Annotated in this window: 18 protein-coding genes; 6 read left to right on the plus strand and 12 right to left on the minus strand. The window is 71.3% G+C overall.

Annotated features, from left to right (window positions below; translation table 11 throughout):
* Window positions 1-50 precede the first annotated feature (50 nt).
* Both AB0N16_RS12030 and AB0N16_RS12035 read right to left on the minus strand, forming a co-directional pair.
* Window positions 51-1,478, minus strand: coding sequence for an MFS transporter (locus tag AB0N16_RS12030; RefSeq protein ID WP_365795626.1), 1,428 nt, complete (start codon window positions 1,476-1,478; stop codon window positions 51-53).
* 234 nt (window positions 1,479-1,712) lie between these two features.
* Window positions 1,713-2,936 (minus strand): lipid-transfer protein, encoded by a 1,224-nt coding sequence (locus AB0N16_RS12035; protein WP_365795628.1) that lies wholly within the window; start codon window positions 2,934-2,936, stop codon window positions 1,713-1,715.
* A gap of 225 nt (window positions 2,937-3,161) precedes the next feature.
* On the opposite strand from AB0N16_RS12035, the gene AB0N16_RS12040 reads away from it, so the two are divergent.
* Both AB0N16_RS12040 and AB0N16_RS12045 read left to right on the plus strand, forming a co-directional pair.
* Window positions 3,162-4,916 carry an MFS transporter gene (locus tag AB0N16_RS12040; protein WP_365795630.1) on the plus strand — a complete coding sequence of 585 codons (1,755 nt, stop codon included), beginning with the start codon at window positions 3,162-3,164 and terminating at the stop codon, window positions 4,914-4,916.
* 169 nt (window positions 4,917-5,085) lie between these two features.
* Complete coding sequence (locus tag AB0N16_RS12045) at window positions 5,086-5,763, plus strand: class I SAM-dependent methyltransferase (RefSeq protein WP_365795632.1); 678 nt, start codon at window positions 5,086-5,088, stop codon at window positions 5,761-5,763.
* A gap of 257 nt (window positions 5,764-6,020) precedes the next feature.
* Here AB0N16_RS12045 and AB0N16_RS12050 read toward each other — a convergent pair whose 3' ends face one another.
* The 6 genes from AB0N16_RS12050 to AB0N16_RS12075 all read right to left on the minus strand — a co-directional run bounded on the left by AB0N16_RS12050 (window position 6,021) and on the right by AB0N16_RS12075 (window position 10,895).
* Entirely contained in the window at window positions 6,021-6,686 is a 666-nt protein-coding gene (locus AB0N16_RS12050) for a class I SAM-dependent methyltransferase (RefSeq protein WP_365795634.1), read from the minus strand.
* Between the two features lie 67 nt (window positions 6,687-6,753).
* A complete protein-coding gene (locus AB0N16_RS12055; protein WP_365795636.1) occupies window positions 6,754-7,221 on the minus strand; it encodes a hypothetical protein in 468 nt (155 codons plus the stop codon).
* A 72-nt stretch (window positions 7,222-7,293) separates the two neighbouring features.
* Window positions 7,294-8,208 (minus strand): DUF6415 family natural product biosynthesis protein, encoded by a 915-nt coding sequence (locus AB0N16_RS12060; RefSeq protein ID WP_365795638.1) that lies wholly within the window; start codon window positions 8,206-8,208, stop codon window positions 7,294-7,296.
* 86 nt (window positions 8,209-8,294) lie between these two features.
* A complete protein-coding gene (locus tag AB0N16_RS12065; protein ID WP_365795640.1) occupies window positions 8,295-9,143 on the minus strand; it encodes a helix-turn-helix transcriptional regulator in 849 nt (282 codons plus the stop codon).
* Window positions 9,140-9,880 carry a DUF6879 family protein gene (locus AB0N16_RS12070; protein ID WP_365795642.1) on the minus strand — a complete coding sequence of 247 codons (741 nt, stop codon included), beginning with the start codon at window positions 9,878-9,880 and terminating at the stop codon, window positions 9,140-9,142. The genes AB0N16_RS12065 and AB0N16_RS12070 overlap by 4 nt, the downstream gene beginning before the upstream one ends.
* 610 nt (window positions 9,881-10,490) lie before the next feature.
* Window positions 10,491-10,895, minus strand: coding sequence for a hypothetical protein (locus AB0N16_RS12075; protein ID WP_365795644.1), 405 nt, complete (start codon window positions 10,893-10,895; stop codon window positions 10,491-10,493).
* A gap of 342 nt (window positions 10,896-11,237) precedes the next feature.
* On the opposite strand from AB0N16_RS12075, the gene AB0N16_RS12080 reads away from it, so the two are divergent.
* The 3 genes from AB0N16_RS12080 (at window position 11,238) to AB0N16_RS12090 (ending at window position 14,188) form a co-directional block, all read left to right on the plus strand.
* Window positions 11,238-12,146 (plus strand): N-acetylmuramoyl-L-alanine amidase, encoded by a 909-nt coding sequence (locus AB0N16_RS12080; RefSeq protein ID WP_365795646.1) that lies wholly within the window; start codon window positions 11,238-11,240, stop codon window positions 12,144-12,146.
* Between the two features lie 131 nt (window positions 12,147-12,277).
* Window positions 12,278-13,078 (plus strand): hypothetical protein, encoded by an 801-nt coding sequence (locus AB0N16_RS12085; protein WP_365795648.1) that lies wholly within the window; start codon window positions 12,278-12,280, stop codon window positions 13,076-13,078.
* A gap of 99 nt (window positions 13,079-13,177) precedes the next feature.
* The gene (locus tag AB0N16_RS12090; protein ID WP_365795650.1) at window positions 13,178-14,188 is read left to right on the plus strand and encodes an LLM class F420-dependent oxidoreductase; all 1,011 of its coding nucleotides are present in this window, start codon (window positions 13,178-13,180) and stop codon (window positions 14,186-14,188) included.
* Window positions 14,189-14,567: 379 nt separating this feature from the next.
* On the opposite strand, the gene AB0N16_RS12095 is transcribed toward AB0N16_RS12090, so the two are convergent.
* Window positions 14,568-15,128 carry a hypothetical protein gene (locus AB0N16_RS12095; protein WP_365795652.1) on the minus strand — a complete coding sequence of 187 codons (561 nt, stop codon included), beginning with the start codon at window positions 15,126-15,128 and terminating at the stop codon, window positions 14,568-14,570.
* A 136-nt stretch (window positions 15,129-15,264) separates the two neighbouring features.
* On the opposite strand from AB0N16_RS12095, the gene AB0N16_RS12100 reads away from it, so the two are divergent.
* The gene (locus tag AB0N16_RS12100; protein WP_365795653.1) at window positions 15,265-15,558 is read left to right on the plus strand and encodes a hypothetical protein; all 294 of its coding nucleotides are present in this window, start codon (window positions 15,265-15,267) and stop codon (window positions 15,556-15,558) included.
* A 122-nt stretch (window positions 15,559-15,680) separates the two neighbouring features.
* On the opposite strand, the gene AB0N16_RS12105 is transcribed toward AB0N16_RS12100, so the two are convergent.
* From AB0N16_RS12105 to AB0N16_RS12115, 3 genes are read right to left on the minus strand one after another with little or no spacing between them, the layout of a single operon-like run.
* On the minus strand, window positions 15,681-16,751 hold the full coding sequence (locus tag AB0N16_RS12105; protein WP_365795655.1) for a prenyltransferase/squalene oxidase repeat-containing protein: 1,071 nt from the start codon (window positions 16,749-16,751) through the stop codon (window positions 15,681-15,683).
* Window positions 16,748-17,530 carry a class I SAM-dependent methyltransferase gene (locus AB0N16_RS12110; protein WP_365795657.1) on the minus strand — a complete coding sequence of 261 codons (783 nt, stop codon included), beginning with the start codon at window positions 17,528-17,530 and terminating at the stop codon, window positions 16,748-16,750. The genes AB0N16_RS12105 and AB0N16_RS12110 overlap by 4 nt, the downstream gene beginning before the upstream one ends.
* On the minus strand, window positions 17,524-19,179 hold the full coding sequence (locus AB0N16_RS12115) for a glycosyltransferase family 4 protein (protein ID WP_365795659.1): 1,656 nt from the start codon (window positions 19,177-19,179) through the stop codon (window positions 17,524-17,526). Before AB0N16_RS12115 ends, AB0N16_RS12110 begins: the two co-directional genes overlap by 7 nt.
* Between the last annotated feature and the right edge of the window lie 5 nt (window positions 19,180-19,184).

Consider the following 19,184-nt stretch of genomic DNA (forward strand, 5'->3'; position numbering starts at 1 on the left):
GGCACCTCCCAGATGTAAAGAGGAGTCCACGAGCCGCCCGGACCGTTGCCTCATCCAGCGGGCGTCGGTGAAATTCTTCCCGGCAGCCACAGCAGCATCAGCACCGCCCCCGCCAGCAGCAGCCCGGTGCTGGTGCGGAAGGCCAGCGCGTACCCCTCGGTCAGGGCCGCGGCCCCGCCGCCCGTACCGGTCCGGGCCGCCGCGACCGTCGACATCACCGCGAGCCCCAGCGAACCGCCCATCGTGCGCGAGGTGTTGACGAGCCCCGAGAGCAGTCCGGCCTCCCCCGGCGCCGCCCCGGAGGTGGCCAGCGCGGCCAGCGGGGTCGCGGCCAGGCCCGCGCCGAGCATCATCAGGATCCCGGGGAACATGATCGCCGTCGTGTAGGCGCCGTGCGGGCCCATGGTCGACTGCCAGCCGAACCCGGTCGCCGCGACCAGCGTGCCCGTCACCGCCACCGGCCGCGTGCCCGCCCGCCGCATCAGCCGGGGCGCCAGCTTGGAGCCGACGAGCACCGCGACCGAGCTGGGCACCAGGGCGAAGCCCGCCTCCAGCGGGGAGTAGCCGAGGACGTTCTGGGCGTAGAGCGTCATGAAGTACCACATGCAGAACATCGCCGCCCCGGACACCAGCATGGCCGCGTTGGCCGACGCCACCGTCCGCCGCCCCAGCAGGCCGAGCGGCATCAGCGGGGCCGCCGTACGCGCCTCGACGGCCAGGAACAGCCCGAGCAGGGCGAGCCCGGCGGCCAGCGGGACCAAGGTGGCCGCCGCCGTCCATCCCTTGGCCTCGGTCTGCGAGACGCCGTAGGCCAGGGTCGCCAGGCCCGCCGTCACCAGCAGCGCGCCGGGCAGGTCGAGCCGCCGCCCGTCCCCGGCCCGGCTCTCCGTCAGCCACACCACGGACCCGGCGAGGACCAGCGCACCCACCGGCACGTTGATCAGCAGCACCCAGCGCCAGGACAGCACGTCCACCAGCACCCCGCCGACCAGCCCGCCGGCCGCGCCGCCGCCGGCACCGACCGCCGTCCAGGTGCCGATCGCCCGCGCCCGGGCCGGGCCCTCCGGCACGGCGGCCGTGAGCAGGGTCAGCGTCGAGGGTGCGAGGACCGCCGCGCCCAGCCCCTGCACGGCCCGGGCGAGCAGCAACTGCCAGCCGTCCTGGGCGAGGCCGCCGCCGAACGAGGCCAGCGTGAACAGAGCGAGCCCGACCAGGAACATCCGCTTACGTCCGTACAGGTCACCGGCCCGGCCGCCGAGCAGCATGAAGCCGGCGAAGGCGATGGCGTACGCGTTCACCACCCACTGCAGGCCCGACGCGCTCAGCTCCAGGTCCGCGCGCATCGACGGCAGCGCCACGTTCACCACGGACACGTCGAGCACGACCAGGAACTGCCCGGCACACGCCAGCGCCACCACCAGCCAGGTGGGGGGCGCGGTACGGCGGGATATGCGTGAGGTGTCCGCGGCTTCGAGCATGACCGTCATGCTCTCAAGCCGGTTACGGTCCTTGCATCGGCTTTTCGGCCCACCTGGTCCTCGGTCGTACGGCCTACACCGCCCCGCACCGGGCCCTTCCCGGTCGTACGGCCTCCACCCCTCCCCGCACCTGGCCCTTCGCGGTCGTACGGCCTACACCCCTCCCCGCACCCGGCCCTTCGCGGTCGTACGGCCTACACCCGCCCCGCACCTGGCCCTTCGCGGTCGTACGGCCTACACCGTCCTGCGGAGCAGGGTCACCACCGCCGCCCCGCCCAGCCCGATGTTGTGCGCGAGCCCCACTCGCGCGCCCGGCACCTGCCGCTCCCCCGCCGTGCCCCGCAGCTGCCACACCAGTTCGGCGGTCTGCGCGAGGCCGGTCGCGCCGAGCGGGTGTCCCTTGGAGATGAGCCCTCCGGAGGGGTTCACCACCCAGCGGCCGCCGTACGTCGTGGCCCCGGACTCGACGAGCTTGCCCGACTCGCCCACCGGGCACATGCCGAGCGCCTCGTACGTCAGCAGCTCGTTGACGGAGAAGCAGTCGTGCAGTTCCACGACGTCGACGTCCTCGATGCCGAGTCCTGAGCGGTCGTACACCTGACGGGCCGCCGCCCGTGACATCGGCTGCCCGACGACGTCGATGCACGAGCCCGACGCGAAGGACTCCTCGGTGTCCGTCGTCATCGCCTGCGCGACGATCTCGACGAGGCCGGTGAGGCCCCGCCGCTCGGCGAACCGTTCCGAGACGACCACGGCCGCCGCCGCGCCGTCGGAGGTGGGCGAGCACTGCAGTTTGGTGAGCGGGCGGTGGACGGTGCGGGCGGCAAGGATGTCGGCGACGTCGTACACGTCCTGGAACTGGGCGTACGGGTTGTGCGCGGAGTGCCGGTGGTTCTTGGCGGCCACGGCGGCGAGTTGCGCCTCGGTGGTGCCGTAACGCTCCATGTGCTCGCGGGCCGCGTCGCCGAAGATCTGCGCGGTGGGCGGGGTCATCTCGAAGCCGTGCCGGGCGGCCATGATCCCGTAGTGCCGGGCGACGGGAGAGGTGGCGCTCCAGTCATCAGCGGCTCCGCCGCGGGCCCCGCCGTCCGCGCCGCTTCCGAGCGCGCCCTTCTTCATCTTCTCGAAGCCGAGGGCCAGGACGCAGTCGGCCGCCCCGCCCTCGACGAGCTGCCGGGCCAGCATCAGGGCGGTGGCGCCGGTGGCGCAGTTGTTGTTGACGTTGTAGACGGGGACGCCGGTGAGACCCAGTTCGTACGCGGCGCGCTGGCCGGCGGTGGAGGGCTGGAAACAGTACCCGACAGGAACCTGTTCCACATCGCCGTACGAGATCCCCGCGTCCGCGAGCGCGGACCCGCCCGCCTCCCGGACCATGTCCCAGTACTGCCAGTCCCGGGTCTCGGGCTTCTCGAACCGGGTCATTCCAACCCCGGCGACATACGCCTTCGCAGCACTCACGGCACTCCTCGTGGCACTCATGGCGCGTGAGGCTAGAACACGTTCCACAAATTGACCAGAGCCTGACCGTGGATCAGAAACCCATGGGACGGTCAAGAATTCGTTAGCAGCTCGAAGCAACGGAATAGTTGCCTGTGCATACGAGGTTTACCCACCACTTATCCGATGCCGGATCCGTCTCTTCGCGCACTTACCGTCACTCTCTTGGCCCGGAGGCCTCACTCAATGACGCACACGACGACCGACCAGCCCGCCCGGGGCGCGAGCGGGGCCGTGGTCCCGGTACTCGCCTTCGCGGGCATCGTGGTCGCGGTGATGCAGACCCTGCTCGTTCCGGTCATCAAGGACCTGCCGCAACTGCTGGGCACGGAGCCCAGCAACGCGACCTGGGTCCTGACCTCGACCCTCCTGTCCGGCGCCGTGGCCACTCCGATCATGGGCCGCCTCGGCGACCTGTACGGCAAGCGGCGGATGCTGATATTCAGCCTCTCCGTGATGGTGGTGGGCGCGCTGATCAGCGCACTCACCAGCGAACTGCTCACGATGATCGTCGGCCGCACCCTCCAGGGCTTCGCCATGGGCGCGATCCCGCTGGGCATCGGCCTGATGCGCGACATGCTGCCGCGCGAGAAGCTCGCCTCGGCGATGGCCCTGATGAGCTCCTCGATCGGCGTCGGCGGCGGTCTCGCGCTGCCCGCCGCGGCCCTGGTCGCGCAGCACGCCGACTGGCACGCCCTGTTCTACGGCGCCGCCGGCCTGGGCGTGGCAGCCATCGGCCTCACCCTCTTCGCCGTACCGGAGTCCCCGGCGCGCGCCGAGGGCACGTTCGACGTCCTGGGCGCGATCGGTCTCTCCGTCGGCCTGGTCCTCTTCCTCCTCCCGATCACCAAGGGCAGCGACTGGGGCTGGACCTCCGGCACCACGCTCGGCCTCTTCGCCGCCTCCGCCGTCGTCCTCCTCCTGTGGGGCGTGATGGAGCTGCGGGTCAAGGCCCCGCTGGTCGACCTGCGCACCACGGCCCGCCCGGCGGTGCTCTTCACCAACCTCGCCTCGATCATGGTCGGCGTCAGCTTCTACGTCGTCTCGCTGGTCCTGCCGCAGCTGCTCCAGCTCCCGAAGGCCACCGGCTACGGCCTCGGTCAGTCGATGGTCACCGCCGGTCTGCTGGTCGCCCCGCTGGGCCTGACGATGATGTTCACGGCCCCCCTCTACGCCCGGCTGTCCGCCAAGTACGGCCCGAAGACCACCCTGATCCTCGGCATGCTGATCATCGGCATCGGCTACGGCGCGGGCCTCGGCCTGATGAGCGCGGCCTGGCAGAGCCTGGTCATCGCGGTGGTGCTGGGCGCCGGCATCGGCCTCGCGTACTCGTCCCTCCCGGCCCTGATCGTCGGCGCGGTGCCGGCGTCGGAGACGGGCGCGGCGAACGGTCTCAACACGCTGATGCGGTCCATCGGTACGTCCGTGTCCAGCGCCGTCATCGGCATGGTGCTGGCCAACACGGCGAACAAGGTGGGCGGCGTCGCCATCCCGACCATGCACGGCTTCCGGGTCTCCTTCCTGATCGCGACGGGAGCGGTGGCCGTGGGCCTGGTCCTCGCCCTGCTGCTGCCGAAGCGGAGCATGCCGGCGATGGAGGCCGCACAGCACACGCAGCTGCGGGCGAGCAGCGACGAGGACGCCGTGCTGGCCGACGCCGAGGAAGTGCTGCGGGGCTTCCGTGGGCGTGTGCTGGACGCCGCGGGCGTTCCGGTGGCCCGCGCCAAGGTCACGCTGATCGACCGGCGGGGGCGGCAGGCGGGGGCCACGCTGTCCGGCGACGACGGTACGTATGCGCTGGCGGTGCCTACCGAGGGGGCGTATGTGCTGGCCGCGAAGGCGGCGGGGCACGGGCCGTTGGCTTCTTCGGCGTCGCATGCGGGGGATGAGCGGGCGGTGGATCTGGATCTTTCGTTGCCGGGTGAGACGGTGAGCGCCTAGCGGGGGCCGCGGTCCGCCGTTCGGCGGCCGCGGGTGCGTGGGGGCTGGTCCCGCCCCCACGCGGCGGAGCCGCACGTGGACACAGCCTCGCGCCCTTTTCCACCAAGGGCATTTCCTTCGCACCCCCTGTCGGGGCAACGGCAGGGGGTGCGGCAGCATGGCGGGCGGAATGTCGCACGATCGAAAGGTCCCCATGCTCACGCCCGCCCCCCAGCCCGAGATCCTCGCCGCCTTCGAGGCGGCCAAGGGGTTCATGCCCCCGCACGAGGGGCTGGCGCTGTACGCGGCCGCCGTCGAAGCCGGGGAACTCGGCCTCCCCCTCCTGGAGGTCGGGACCTACTGCGGACGCTCCACGCTTCTCCTCGCCGACGCGGCGCGCGCCACCGGGGTCACCGCCGTCACCGTCGACCATCACCGGGGCAGCGAGGAGCAGCAGCCGGGCTGGGACTACCACGACCCGGAGACGGTCGATCCGGAGCTCGGGCTGATGGACACGCTGCCGACGTTCCGGCGCACCCTGCACCGGGCCGGGCTCGAAGAGCACGTCGTCGCTGTCGTCGGCCGTTCCCCGCAGATCGCCGCGTTCTGGAACTCGCCCCTCGGGTTCGTCTTCATCGACGGCGGCCACACCGACGAGCACGCCACCGCCGACTACGAGGGCTGGGCCCCCCATGTGGCCCAAGGCGGGCTCCTGCTGATCCACGACGTCTTCCCGGACCCGAAGGACGAGTTCACCGGCCAGGCCCCTTACCGCGTCTACCTCCGCGCCCTGGAGTCGGGCGCGTTCACGGAGGTCTCGGCGCACGACTCGCTGCGCGTGCTGCGGCGAACGGGGGCGGGGATCTGAGGGCGCGGTTAGAGTCGCGATTTCCTGGTGGACCAGCTGCGCAGAGCGGTTCGCGTTCGGGGTTCGGTCGAGGCGGCGCTGAAGCCGCCGCGTGGTCGCTGAACGGCAGGAAGAGGCCCCGGCAGCAGAGGTGCACCCGCCGGGGCCTTGAGCCCGTCCAGCCGGCGTTACGCCGGGGGTGCCGACCCGGACGGGCGATCAGGTGACGGCTGCGAACACGTCCGAGGCCGGGATAACCGCTGGCACGCCTGGGCGGCTCAAGCCCGCGCCGTGACGATCAGCGTTCCCACCGTGCGCCGCCCGGGCGGCGCGGCCAGCACTTCGGCGCGCACATCACCAAAGCCGTGCTCGGCAAGCAGCCGCCCCCACGCATCACGTTCGTAGTCCCAGCGCTTCACGACGAGCGGGTCCTCGTCGCTGCCGCGCGGGATGTACGACGCCTGACAGCCGTAGCAGCCCTCGACCGGGGGCCGCTGCGAGAACACGAGTCGGCCGCCCGGCCGTAGCCGCTCGCGAATGGCGGGCAGCAGCCGGGCCGGGTCGGTGAACCACAGGGCGCCGTACACCGAGTACACGGCGTCGTAGTGCTGGAGCTGCTGCAGGAACTGGACGGCATCCGCCTGGTGCAGCTCCAGGCCCGGCACGTCACCCCACCGGGCCCGCGCCGCGGCCAGCTGCTTGGGCGAGACGTCCACGCCGACGGCGTGCATGCCGAGGGCAGCCAGGTGGGCAGCGTTGCCGCCCTTGCCGCAGCCCAGATCCAGGACGCGGTCCCCCGCGGTGACGCCGAGGAGTTCGGTGTCCGGACCGTGGTCTTCGTACTGGGTCCAGTTGAACCAGGTGGTTTCGCCGCGCGAGTTCACTGGCCGCCGTTCGGGGCGCTGCCGCGAGTAGGTGTCCCAGGCGATCGCCGTGTCAGTCACGTGGTGCTCCGCTCGGAGGGCCAGCCGCCCGGGAGATTCGGGCGGCTGGAGTCTTGCACAGGATGGGTCAGTGCTTGCCGCTGTTCGGGCTGTCGGTGCACCCCGCGTGGCATTGGGTGCAGTCGGCCATGTCCGGCCACAGCTCTTCGTCGATGGCGTACCCGGCGGCCGTGATGGCGGCGAGGGTGCGGTCTCGGGTGGCCTGCGGCCCGCCGGGGGCCTGCTCGTCCTCGGCGGTCGGGACGTGGTGGACGAAGTGGCCGACGACGCGCTGGCAGAAGTCGGCGTAGTCGACGGTGTGCAGGATGAACGCGTGCCAGCCGTAGTCGACCAGCATGCTCGGGGCGAGGGGCTGGCCCGACTGCCGACCGGACGCGGCGATGAACGCGGCGGCCTGGCCGACGATGCGGCGCGCGGTGTCGGCGCTGATCTCCGGGTGGTCGGTGACGATCCGACGGGTGAGCACGTCGCTCACCTGGGAGTCGACCAGGGTGAGCGGGTCGGTACCCACGGGACGCTCTAATGCGACGGTCACGTCTTCCTCCTGTTGTGCATGGGCGCCCTCGGTCGGGGCGCCGGGCCTCTCGCACCGTGGTGCGGGAGGCGGCTAAGAGCTGCCCCGGCGCTCGACCTGTCCATGGGTGGGGAAGCCGGGGCAGGGGCTTGAGGCGCCTACTGGGGACGGAATGACCGGCTGGCCGCCAAGGTTTTCGTAGTGGTCGCACAGGGCCATCACGGACCGGGCGAGCTTCATTGCCACCGTCATCTGGCCGGGGCTGTTGTAGCCGGGGCGCAGGCCGAGCCGCATGCTGGCCTCCCTGGTGCAGGCGAGGGCGCATGCGCTCGGGATGTCGTCCGCCGGGAGCTGGCGGGTCATCGCCTCAATGGTGGGGATGAGTTCTTCGATCTGCCCGCGCAGCGCGGCCCGCAGCGTCGTCACCTCATCGGTGGGGATGGGGCGGGCGTCCGGGGCGAGGAACCGGTGCGCGGTGCTGCGCATGGTCTCGACGTCTGGCGCAAGCTGCTGTTGCGCCTCGGTCATGGACACGTCTGCGGTCACTCCTGGACCCCCGGTCCGGAAGCGGTAGCCGCCCGCGCCGAGCGCGGCCGCGAGTACGGCAGGGTCGGTGAGGACGCCAGTCCCGTCCGGGTGGTTCAGCCACAGGTGCCCGAACAGCATCCGGCCGGAGGGCGGACAGTCCAGGTTCCAGCCGGGCGGCTTCACGGACACCGAGCGGACGTCGGCGAGTTCCTCGGCGGCGTCGAGGGGCACGAGCCACCATGCGCTGTCGCCCTGCGTGTCCGCGAGGACGGGGCCGCGCTGCCCTTCGGGGATACGGGTGAGGGCCGGCATGGTGTGGACGAGCCGGGCGGCGGCGACGAGCCAGTGGGCGCCGGACGCTATGGGAGCCAGGGCGTCTTTCGACCAGGCTTCACGTACAAGGTGGGCGTGCGGGGCGCAGTTGGCGAGCCACGCATCACCGGCTTCGTACCGCAGGGCGGTGCTGGTGGGTTGGGCCATGCCCGGGACCGTAGGGGCTGTGATTGCCCGCCTGCGGGCCGATTGCGCCCGATTGCGCATGTAGCCGGGGGCTTGCGGCGGATTGCCTATGTGAGGTCCAGGGAGGCCCGCGCGCGGCCGATCAGACGGCGTGCCGCGGGGCCGTGCTCGGCGGACTCGGCGAGCCAATCCCAGGCCCGTTCGTACAGCTCAATGTCCTCGTCGCCGTTAAGCCACAGTTCCTCGCTGATGGTCTCAACGATGACCAGGCGCCGGTCATAGATCCAGAATGCGTGCGGGGCAGTACGCCGCAGCTGCGCCCCGAACGGCAGGATGCCGATCTCGATGCGCCGCTGGCCGACGAGGTTGTAAAGCCGGTCGAGTTGCTCGGCCATCACGTCAGCAGGGCATGACCGGTGGTAGAGCGCGGCCTCGCACACCAGGAAGCGGAACGTCTTCTCCGGGTCGTACAGCGCGTTCTGGCGGCGCATCCGGGCCTCGACCGCGGCCTCGGTCGTCGAAGGGATTCCGCGGAACGTGGCGTTCGTCTCGAACAGGACCCGCGCGTACTCCGGGGTCTGAAACAGGCCCGGCACGCGGACGACTTCCAGGCCTCGGATCATCGTGGTGTTGTCGGTCTGCCGGACGGCGATCTCTTGGCGCGCCCGGTGTCCGCCGGCCAGCTGCCGCCGCCACGACCGGTGCTGCTGCTTCATGTCCAAGGCGGCGAGCAGCCCGTGCAGTTCGGCCTCGACGTCGGGTCGGCCGATGGCCTGGGTCCAGGCGGTGAGGTCGTCGCGGGTGGGGGTCTGCTTGCCGTTCTGCAGGCGGCTGACCTTCGAGGTCTGCCAGCCGAGTTCGGCCGCCACGGCCTTGCCTTCCAGGCCTGCCTCGACGCGCAGTTCGCGCAGGCGCGCGCCGAGGGCTTCGCGGGCGGTCTGGAAGTCGGTGCTCACACGGTGGAACGTACCCGTTCGGCGAACTCCTGCGTAGGCAGAGCGTGATGCCATGCAGCGTCCCGGGCCTGGCAAGCGGCGAGGACTTCGGCGGGGTCCTCGGTGACGTATACGCCGAGGGTTGTGTTGTTCTCGTCGAACGCGAACCGGGCCACGATCCTGCTGTCGAAGACCCAGAAGTCGAAGTCGGGCAGCCGCAGCTGCTCGGCGTCGCGGCGGGTGAGGTTGCGGATGTCTTCGCCGGCGGCCACGGCTCCCTGGCCCGTCGCGAGCAGGAACCGTTGTCCCTCGGTCATCGGCTCGTCGACCAGCCGGACCCGCTCGAATCGCTTCCCTGCCTCGGTCTGGGTGCGGACGTTGGCATGCCAGGCGCTGTCCGGGTTGAAGCCGAAGGTCTCGCCGGCCTGGAACTTCGGCCAGTTGGGGCTCTTGAGGTCGGAGGCGTAGCCGCGGCGGGTCTCCAGCCGCCAGGCCGTGTGCCGGAACTCGCGGAACAGGTGGCTGATGGAGACGAACGGCTGGAGCTCGGGTGCAGCGGCCTGGGGCGCGTAGCGAGTCAGCAGGCTGCGCGGGACCCGAACGAAGGTCTCGGACGGCTTGACGTCCCGCAGCTGCGCGAGGTGCTCGGGGGCGGTCTCTCGGTCGCCCTGGACGAGGATCTCGTCGGTGCCCTCGATCTCGTAGAGGGTGGGGCAGTCGCCTTCCTCGCTGGTCGTGCCAAGGAACCTGAGCGTCATGTCGCCTCCGTCGCCTGGTGGTCGGGTGTTCAGGATGCGCGGGATGGCCCGGGATCGCTTGAGGATTGCCGCAGATTGCCCGCTGACGGTCGGACGGCGCGGTTGCGCGCAACCCGGTGTCGGGCGACAGAAAGCCCCCAGGCGGTCCATTACGGCCTGCGCTGGGGGCTCTTCTCGCCTACGCCTTCGGGACCGTCCACTCCTTCGGGTCATCCAATCCCGACGGCGCGTAGAGCACAGACGCAGGCCTCTTGCCCCCCGGGACCGGGAAAGCGTCTGCGAGGTCTCGCAGCAGGCGCGCCCGACGCTTCGGGTCTTCGGCGTACGTCATTCCTGCCCCTCCTTTGGGTGTGAGCATTCGGTCTATCAGGCGCCCTCCACCGGTTCGTCAGGACCATCGATGCCCAGGCTGGCCCCGGACGCACGAAAAAAAGCGGCCTCGCCCTCCCGAAGGAGAGCAGGGTCGCGGTCATCGCATGAGGAAGTGGGCGAGCACTCCGGCACCCGCGCCGAGGACGGCGGCGTCACCGGCCGCACGCCAGATGGTGTGCTCCAGCGTGCGGAGGCGGGACTCGTGGTCGGCGACGTCCTTGCCGATGGTGCGGTGTGGTCAGACCTTGCAGAAGTTGAGGCCCTTGAGCGCCTCGTTGATCTGTTTGCCCTGCGCCTCGGTGGTCGTGACGTCCTTGTAGGTGAAGCGCTGGGAAGCGGCCCAGTCAGCCTTGTCGCTGTCGAGTGCGCTGCACTGGTTACGCGCGGCGTCGATGGCCTTGTCCTCGTACTTCACGATGCCCGGGTTGGCCGCGGCAAGGGCGCGTAGGAGTTCGACACGCATGACCGCAGTCGGCTCGGGCGGGATGCCGACGGCCTTCTCGGCGGCGCTGATGTCGGCGCTGGGCTTGCTGCGCGCGCTGGTCTTCGGCTCGGCAGCGTCGGTCTTGCTGTCGCTGCTACAGCCGACGAGGGTGATGGCGAGCGCGGCCGTGATGGCAGCGATGGTGGTGCGGGCTCTCATGGTTCCCCCCAGAGGTGTTCGGGTGCTGTGCGAACTCTAGGCGCGGTCGCGCGGGGTACAGGGAGGTACGTCGGTCGCATGAACGATGCAGAAGGCCCCCGTCCTCGGCAGCCGCGGCGGGGGCCACTTGGTGCAGGAGGTGGCGGTCGGAACCCGCGTGGCACCGCACGGTTGAGGTGCGCGGCGATCGGCACAGCTGCCGAGTCCTGACGGGTACGGCGGCCGTCTCACACATCTCTCACCGTCCATGCGGACGGGGGCGGAAGAACCGCCCCTGAGCCGTCATCCAAACGGCCCTCACGGACCGTATGGACACCCCGGACGGCGGTTAGGGTGGCAGACGTGTCGTACACAGGCCCGGAATTCGATCCCCCGCAGCAGCGGCGCTCCCGGCGGGCGCCCATGACTGTCGCTCTCGCCGCGCTCGTGCCCGGTGCGCTGCTCGGATGGGTGGTGTTCGAGGGGGTGGGGAAGCCCGCCGGGAGTGGCGGCGAGAAGACGGACGCGGCGACGCCCAGGTCGGCGCCCGTGTCGCCCGGCGACGACGCCAAGGTGCCCAGCCCCGGTGCGGCTGCCCCGCTCAAGGGCAAGGTCGTCGTCATCGACCCGGGGCACAACCCGGGGAACTTCCAGCACGCGTCCGAGATCAACCAGAAGGTGGATATCGGGACGAACTGGAAGGAGTGCGACACAACGGGGACGGCCACCAACGCCGGCTACTCGGAGGCGCGGTTCACGCTCGACGTCGCGCACCGGCTGCGGACGCTGCTGGAGGAGCAGGGCGCCACGGTGAAACTGACCCATGACGGGGACCGGCCCGTCTGGGGACCCTGCGTGGACCAGCGGGCGAAGATCGGGAACGACGCGCACGCCGACGCCGCCATCTCCCTCCACGCCGACGGGGCACCCGAGGGCGACCGCGGCTTCCACGTCATCCTGCCCGCGTCCGTACACTCCGGCGCCGCCGACACCCGCCCGATCGTCGGCCCCTCACGCACCCTCGGCGAGCACGTCGAGAGCGACTTCGCGAAGGTCACAGGAAGCGCCCCGTCCAACTACGTCGGCAACGGCACGGGGCTCGATGTACGTAAGGATCTCGGCGGTCTCAATCTGTCAACGGTTCCCAAGGTGTTCATCGAGTGCGGCAACATGCGCGATAGCAAGGACGCGGCATTGCTGACGAGCGGTGCCTGGCGGCAGAAGGCGGCGCAGGGAATCTCTGAGGGAATCGTGAGTTTCCTGCGCGGGTAGGCATCGGCAGGCGGATCCGGGCGGACACCCTGATCGTTCGGACGATAGTGTCCCTCCTACGATTCCTACGACGAGGGGCACACCCCCGCGACGCCTCCTCCGCCGACGAGACGACCTACGAAGGACCTGAAGTGAATATCCGCTCCCTCACTAGAGGCGACGGCGTGGTGATCGGAGCAGCGGTGTTGCTCTTCATCGCGTCGTTCCTCGACACGTTCGACAAGTCCGGCCCGAACGCCTGGGACAACCTCGGCCTGGTGATGAGCATGTACGTCGGCGGGATCGCCGGCGCGGTCCTGATCGTCCTCGCCCGCGCGCTGCCGCAGCCGCTGAAGTTCGTCGGTCTCGACCTGGGCCAGATCGGCGTCGGGCTCACCGTGTTCTCCCTGTGGACCGCGTTCTGGTCGACCATCGACCCCCTGGGCGCGTTCGACGACCTCGACACCGCCGACATCGGCGCCGGTTCCGGTCTGATCCTCGGCCTGATCGCGGCACTGGTCCTGGCCGCGGCCGCGATCGCCACCCCGCTGGTCCCGGCCCTCCAGGCCGCTCTGGTCCCGGCCCCCAAGCCGCAGGCTCCGCAGCCCTACGGCGCCCAGCCCTCCGGCGGCTACGGCTACCCCGGTGCCGCCGCCCCGCAGCAGCCCTACGGTGCCCAGCCGCAGCCCGGTCAGCCGTTCGGCCAGCAGCAGCCCCCGGCCGCCGCCCAGCAGCAGCCGGCCACCCCCGCGCCCGACTTCTCGCCGTTCTGGTTCGCCGTCCCGGTGGCCCGGCCGCTCTTCGCGGAGGACGGCTCGCCCGCGCCGATCGCCGAACTGGCGCCCGGCACCTGGTACTTGGCCGTCGAGCAGCGCGGTGGCGCCCTGGTGGCGCAGACGCAGGACGGCCGCCGTGGCGTGCTGCAGGACACCTCCGGGATCCAGCGCGGCTGATCCACCGCAGGACCGCCTACGGCCCCTTGCCCTTCCGGGCGAGGGGCCGTTGTCGTACAGTCGTCCCCCGATTGTCTGACGCTCCGTCAGGAGGCTTGTATGCGGCTCGGGTTGGCGCTCGGATACTGGGGGCGGGGGCCTTCTTCGGACCATGTGCCGCTGGCGCGGGAGGCAGAACGGCTCGGGTACCACTCGGTGTGGACGGCGGAGTCCTGGGGCTCGGACGCCTTCACCCCGCTGACCTGGATCGCCGCACAGACGACAACCATCAGACTGGGAACGGCCGTTGCCCAGATGGCGGCTCGCTCGCCGACCACCACCGCGATGCACGCGCTGACCCTGGACCATCTGTCGGGGGGCCGGGTGATGCTGGGGCTCGGGCTGTCCGGGCCGCAGGTCGTGGAGGGCTGGTACGGCCGCCCGTTCCCCACCTCGCCGCTCACCGCGACCAGGGAGTACGTGGACGTGGTACGGCAGGTGCTGCGGCGGGAGGGGCCGGTCGAGTCGGCAGGGCGCTTCCACTCCCATCCGTACCGGGGCCCGGACGCCACCGGTCTCGGCAAGCCGCTGAAGCCGATCACCCACCCGCTCCGGGCCGGTCTGCCGATCCTGCTCGGCGCCGAGGGACCGAAGAACGTCGCCCAGACGGTCCGGATCGCCGACGGCTGGCTGCCGCTGTACTGGGCGCCGAGCCGGCCCGAGGTGTACGGGCCCGCGGTGGCCGACCTGCCGGAGGGCTTCCTGGTCGCCCCCATGGCCCAGGTGAAGGTCTGCGACGACGTGGCCGCGGGGCTGCTGCCCGTGAAGGCCATGCTCGGCTTCTACATCGGCGGGATGGGCCACGCGGCCCGCAACTTCCACGCCGACCTCATGGCACGCATGGGGTACGAGGAGGAGGCGCGGCGGATCCAGGAGCTGTTCCTGTCCGGGCGGCGCGAGGAGGCGGTGCTGGCGGTGCCGGACGCGTTCGCCGACGAGATCTCGCTGGTCGGCCCGCGCGAACGCATCGCCGAGCGGCTGGAGTCGTGGCGCAAGGGCCCGGTGACCGATCTGCTGGCGCTGGCGCCCGACCCACACACCCTGCGGGTGCTCGCGGAACTCAACTCCTAGCAGGCCGACCCTGATTCAGCGGAAGACGGCGGGCGGGTCCAGGGTCAGCTCCCGGGCCCGGCGGACCCAGCCGCGCACCGCGCACCTTGCGGGCAGCGGGCCTGGAACTCGACGCCGTCGGAGTACTCCTCGCCCTGGAACTCCTCGCGGACCTCGGAGACCGGGCAGGTCATCCTGACGTGGGCGGGCTCGCGGGGGCGGCCCCGTCGCCGGCCCGCAGCACCAGGGTGCTGTCACCCAGCCGGCCGGAGGTGGCATCGGGGACCGCCTCGAGCAGTCCCCGCCGGAAGCGTCAACTCCGGCCGGACACCGGGCGAACGAGTCGAACAACGGGCGTACGACACGCGGACTCTCCGGCGCCGTACCCGAACAACGTTGCTCAGTGGGTGAGTTGGGACGCCGAAGGCACCTGGTTGGTGACCGGGGCGCCGGCGCTCTTCCCCGCGTCCTTCACGTTGTTGATGATGTCGTTGAACGAACTGGCCGCACTCCCGTCACCCTTGCGGAGCTTGGACGGCAGATCCTTCAGCGCGTCGATGCCGGACGAGAGCGGCGCGATGGCCTTGGACAGCAGCGGATCAGCCTGGGCGTTCCGCTTGGCGGCCTGGAGCCGGTTGTAGGCGAAGGCGCCCGCGAGACCGGCCTTGATCAGGGCGAAGGTGCGGCCGTGGGCGCCCTTCTTGAACTTGCCGGCCTTCCAGGGCTTCACGATCCACTGGTAGGTCGCGCCGGCCGCGAGTGACGCGTTGGCGATGAACCGGGTCTTCGCGAACTTCTGTTTCTCGGCGGACGTACTCGGACTGGGCGTGTCGGCCACGGGTACCGCGGCCATGCCGGTGTCGGTGGACTTGCTCTGAGTGCTGCTGCATGCGGTCACGCCTGCGACGAGTGCGCAGCAGAGGGTCAGCGCGACGACCAGGCGCCGTATCGGTGCGGGCACGGGGTCCTCCCGTGTGTCTCGATGTCCTCCCCGAGCGGTTGCCTCCTACGGCAGCGTCACCCAGACGGCGGCACCTCGCCACTCGGGGAGAACGCCGTACAGGTTTCAAGGACCGATCCGCGGCAACCCGGACCCTATGTCCCCTGCTTATCGGAACGGCCCCAACTCGGCCGGCACGGTCGTGGCGATCGTAGCCGACGTGATGGCCCTCATCCTGGGCCTGTGGATCCTGATGTACCTGCTGGACGCGAACCGGGCGAACAGCCTGGTCCAGTTCATCCACGACGCGGCCGGCTGGCTGGCCGGCTGGTCACGCGACCTGTTCACGTTCGACGAGGCGTGGGCGAGGGTGGTGGCAGGATACGGCCTCGCGGCGGTCGTCTACCTGTTCATCGGCCACGCGATCGCCAACCGGATGCACCGGCACTGAGAACGCCGGTCCAGGTCACGCGCCCCTGAGGGGCGCGGGGTGATGTCGATACGCGGCTCCGCCGTGCGGGCGCGACAAGCCCCCACGGCGGCGCACCCGCCGCAGGCCGCGCCCCCGCCCCCTCAGGGGCAGCAATCCACCTCGAGCCCAGCGGGAAGCTGCGCTCCCCCGAACACCGCGCACGTGGCGTCATGCCCCCCGAGCGCGGCCACCGCCAGCAACAGCGACCCCGCCGTCCACGTGGTCAGCTCCCGCGGCCAGATCGCGTCGTCCTCGAAGACGTATCCGGTCCAGTACAGCCCCGAATCCGTGTCCCGCAGATGCTGGATGGACTGCAGGATCTCCAACGCCCGGTCGGACTCGCCCACCGCCCACAACGCGAGGGCGAGTTCGGCCGACTCCCCGCCCGTCACCCACGGATTGGGGACGACACACCGCACCCCGAACCCGGGCACGACGAACCGCTCCCAGTCCTTCTCGATCCGCGCACCCGCCTCCGCACCCGTCAACGCCCCACCCAGCACCGGGTAGTACCAGTCCATCGAGTACCGGTCCTTGTCCAGGAACCGTTCCGGGTGGCGCCGTATCGCGTGCCGCAGCGCGCCCACCGCCAACTCCCAGTCCGGCTGCGGCTCTTCCCGCTGCTCGGCGATGGCGAGCGCGCAGCGCAGCGCGTGGTGGACCGACGAACTCCCGGTCAGCAGCGCGTCGTCGGTGGCCGTCCCGTCGTCCTCACGGCGCCAGCCGATCTCGCCGCCGGGCTGCTGCAACCGCAGTACCCACTCGACGGCCGCGTAGACGGCGGGCCACATCCGGTCGAGGAAGGTGTCGTCGCCGGTGGACAGGTAGTGGTGCCAGACGCCTACGGCGATGTAGGCGACGAAGTTGGACTCGCGGGCGCGGTCGGTGACGTCGTCGTACGCGCCGTCGGCGTAGGCCGCGTACCAGGAACCGTCCTCGTTCTGGTGCTCGGCGAGCCAGGTGTAGGCCCGCTCGGCGGCGGTGTGCTCCCCGGCCGCGTCCAGCGCCATCGCGGCCTCGGTGTGGTCCCAGGGGTCCAGGTGGTGCCCTCGGAACCACGGGATCGCGCCGTCCTCCCGCTGTACGGCGAGGATGCCGCGGACGGTCGCGGCAGCCTGCTCGGCGGTGAGGACCCCGGGCAGGACGAGGTGTTCTGTCCGGGGAGTGGTCACTTGGCGGCCACCTCGGTGTCCGCGAGGGCGTCGGTCCCGGCGTCGGTCCCGGCCTCGGTCCGGGGCAGGTGCGGCTTGGTGGCGTAGACGACGAAGCTCTTGCCCATGACCGGGTTCAGCGCCTGCTCGGCCACGCGCGTGGCCAGCGGCTTCTTCATGATGTCCCAGACGAGCAGCTTGTGGTACGCCCGTACCGGCAGCGCCTTGTCGTTGTCGACGCCGAACGCGCACTTCAGCCACCAGTACGGCGAGTGCAGCGCGTGCGCGTGATGCGTGCCGTACGGCCGCAGACCGGCTTCCTTGATCTTCCCGACCAGCTCGTCGGCCTTGTAGATGCGGATGTGCCCGCCCTCGACCTCGTGATAGGCGTCGGAGAGGGTCCAGCAGACCTTCTCGGGGCCGTAGCGCGGCACGGTGACGGCTATCCGCCCGCCGGGCCTGAGCACGCGCACCATCTCGGCGAGCACGCCCTTGTCGTCGGGGATGTGCTCCATGACCTCGGAGATGATGACGACGTCGAAGGACTCGTCGGGGAAGGGGAGCGCCAGCGCGTCGCCCTCCATGGCGGTGGCCGTCGCGCCGGCCGGGGCCTCGCCGGCCTCCTCCATCGCCGCGAACCACTTGGCGACCTCGCGGATCTCCTCGCCGTTCTGGTCGAGCGCCACGACCTGGGCGCCGCGCCGGTAGCACTCGAAGGCGTGGCGTCCCGCCCCGCAGCCGAGGTCCAGGACGCGGTCGCCCGGGGCGAGCGGGAACCGGGAGAAGTCGACGGTCAGCACGTAGCCCTGCCTTCGGAATTGACAACCTCTGAAGAGACAAAGTCCGGGGAGACGACCTCTGGGGCCTCCGACACCGCGGGGCGTTCGACGGCCGTGGTCGCGGGGCGAGCAGCCGCCGGGGTGGCCGCGCCGTCGGCCGCCGTGGTCGCGGGGCGGCCGGGGGCCGCGGCCCTGGGACGGTCGGGGGGGCCATCGGCAGCCGTGGTCGCGGGGCGGTCGGCGGCCGCGGCCCTGGGACGGTCGGCGGCCGCGGCCCTGGGACGGTCGGCGGCTGCGGCCCTGGGACGGTCGGCGGCCGTGGTCGCCGGGCGGCCCACTGTCGCAGTCGCGCGCGCCCCGGTTCGGTTCGGTGCGGCGGCGATCGCCTCGCGGTACCGGGCCACCGTGCCCTCCGCGGCGCGGGCCCAGGTGAAGTGCCGCAGTACGCGCTCACGGCCGGCCCGGCCCAGCCGTACCCGCAGTTCAGGGTCGGAGAGGAGGCGGCTCAGGCCGACGGCCAGCGCGTCGGCGTCGCCCGGCGGCACGGCCAGGCAGGTCTCCCCGTCCCGTCCGGCGACCTCGGGAATCGCGCCGCCCGTCGTGGCGAGCAGCGGGGTGCCGGTCGCCATTGCCTCGGCGGCGGGCAGGGAGAACCCCTCGTAGAGCGACGGCACGCACGCGACCTCGGCCGAACGGATCAGGTCGACGAGTTCGGCGTCGGAGATGCCCTTCACGAACTCGACGGCGCCGTCGAGGCCGTACCGCTCCATGGCCTGGGCGACGGGCCCCTCGGCGGGCCGCTTGCCGACGACGACGAGGTGGGCGGCGGGATGCTCGGTCCGTACCTTGGCGAGGGCCTCGACCAGGAAGACCAGCCCCTTCAGGGGCACGTCCGCGCTGGAGGTGGTGACGATCCGGCCGGGCACCTGCGGTACCGCGGGATTCGGCGCGAAGAGGTCGGTGTCGGCGCCGATGTGGACGACGTGGACGCGGTCCTCGCGTACGCCGAGATGGTCGACGATCTCCTGGCGGGAGGTGCCGGAGACGGTGAGCACGGAAGGCAGCCGGCGGGCGACCCGCTTCTGCATCCGGGTGAAGGCGTACCAGCGCCGTACCGAGAACCGCCGCTTCCATCCCTCGGCCGCGTCCAGCTCCAACTGCCGGTCGACCGTGATGGGGTGGTGGATGGTGGTGACGAGGGGCGCGCCGACGTCCCCCAGCAGGCCGTACCCCAGCGTCTGGTTGTCGTGGACGACGTCGAACTCCCCGGCGCGGGCGCGCAGATGGCGGCGGGCGCGGAGGGAGAAGGTCAGCGGTTCGGGGAAGCCGCCGGTCCACATGGTGGCCACTTCGAGCGCGTCGACCCAGTCCCGGTACTCGTCCCGCCCGGGCGTCCGGAAGGGGTCCGGGGAGCGGTACAGATCGAGGCTGGGCAGCTCGGTGAGGCTGAGCCCGGGGTAGCCCTCGTCGAGGACGGGGTACGGCTGCGAGCCGATCACCTCGACACGGTGACCGAGGCGGGCCAGCTCACGGGAGAGGTGCCGTACGTAGACGCCCTGGCCGCCGCAGAACGGGTTCCCTTTATAGGTGAGGAGCGCGATGTCGAGCGGTCGCTCGCCGTCGGCGGCGGGTTCCTCGTCGGCACCCGCCCGCCTGGCCTCAGCGGTCACTCTGG

Source organism: Streptomyces sp. NPDC051105 (assembly GCF_040682795.1).
Lineage (GTDB): Bacteria > Actinomycetota > Actinomycetes > Streptomycetales > Streptomycetaceae > Streptomyces.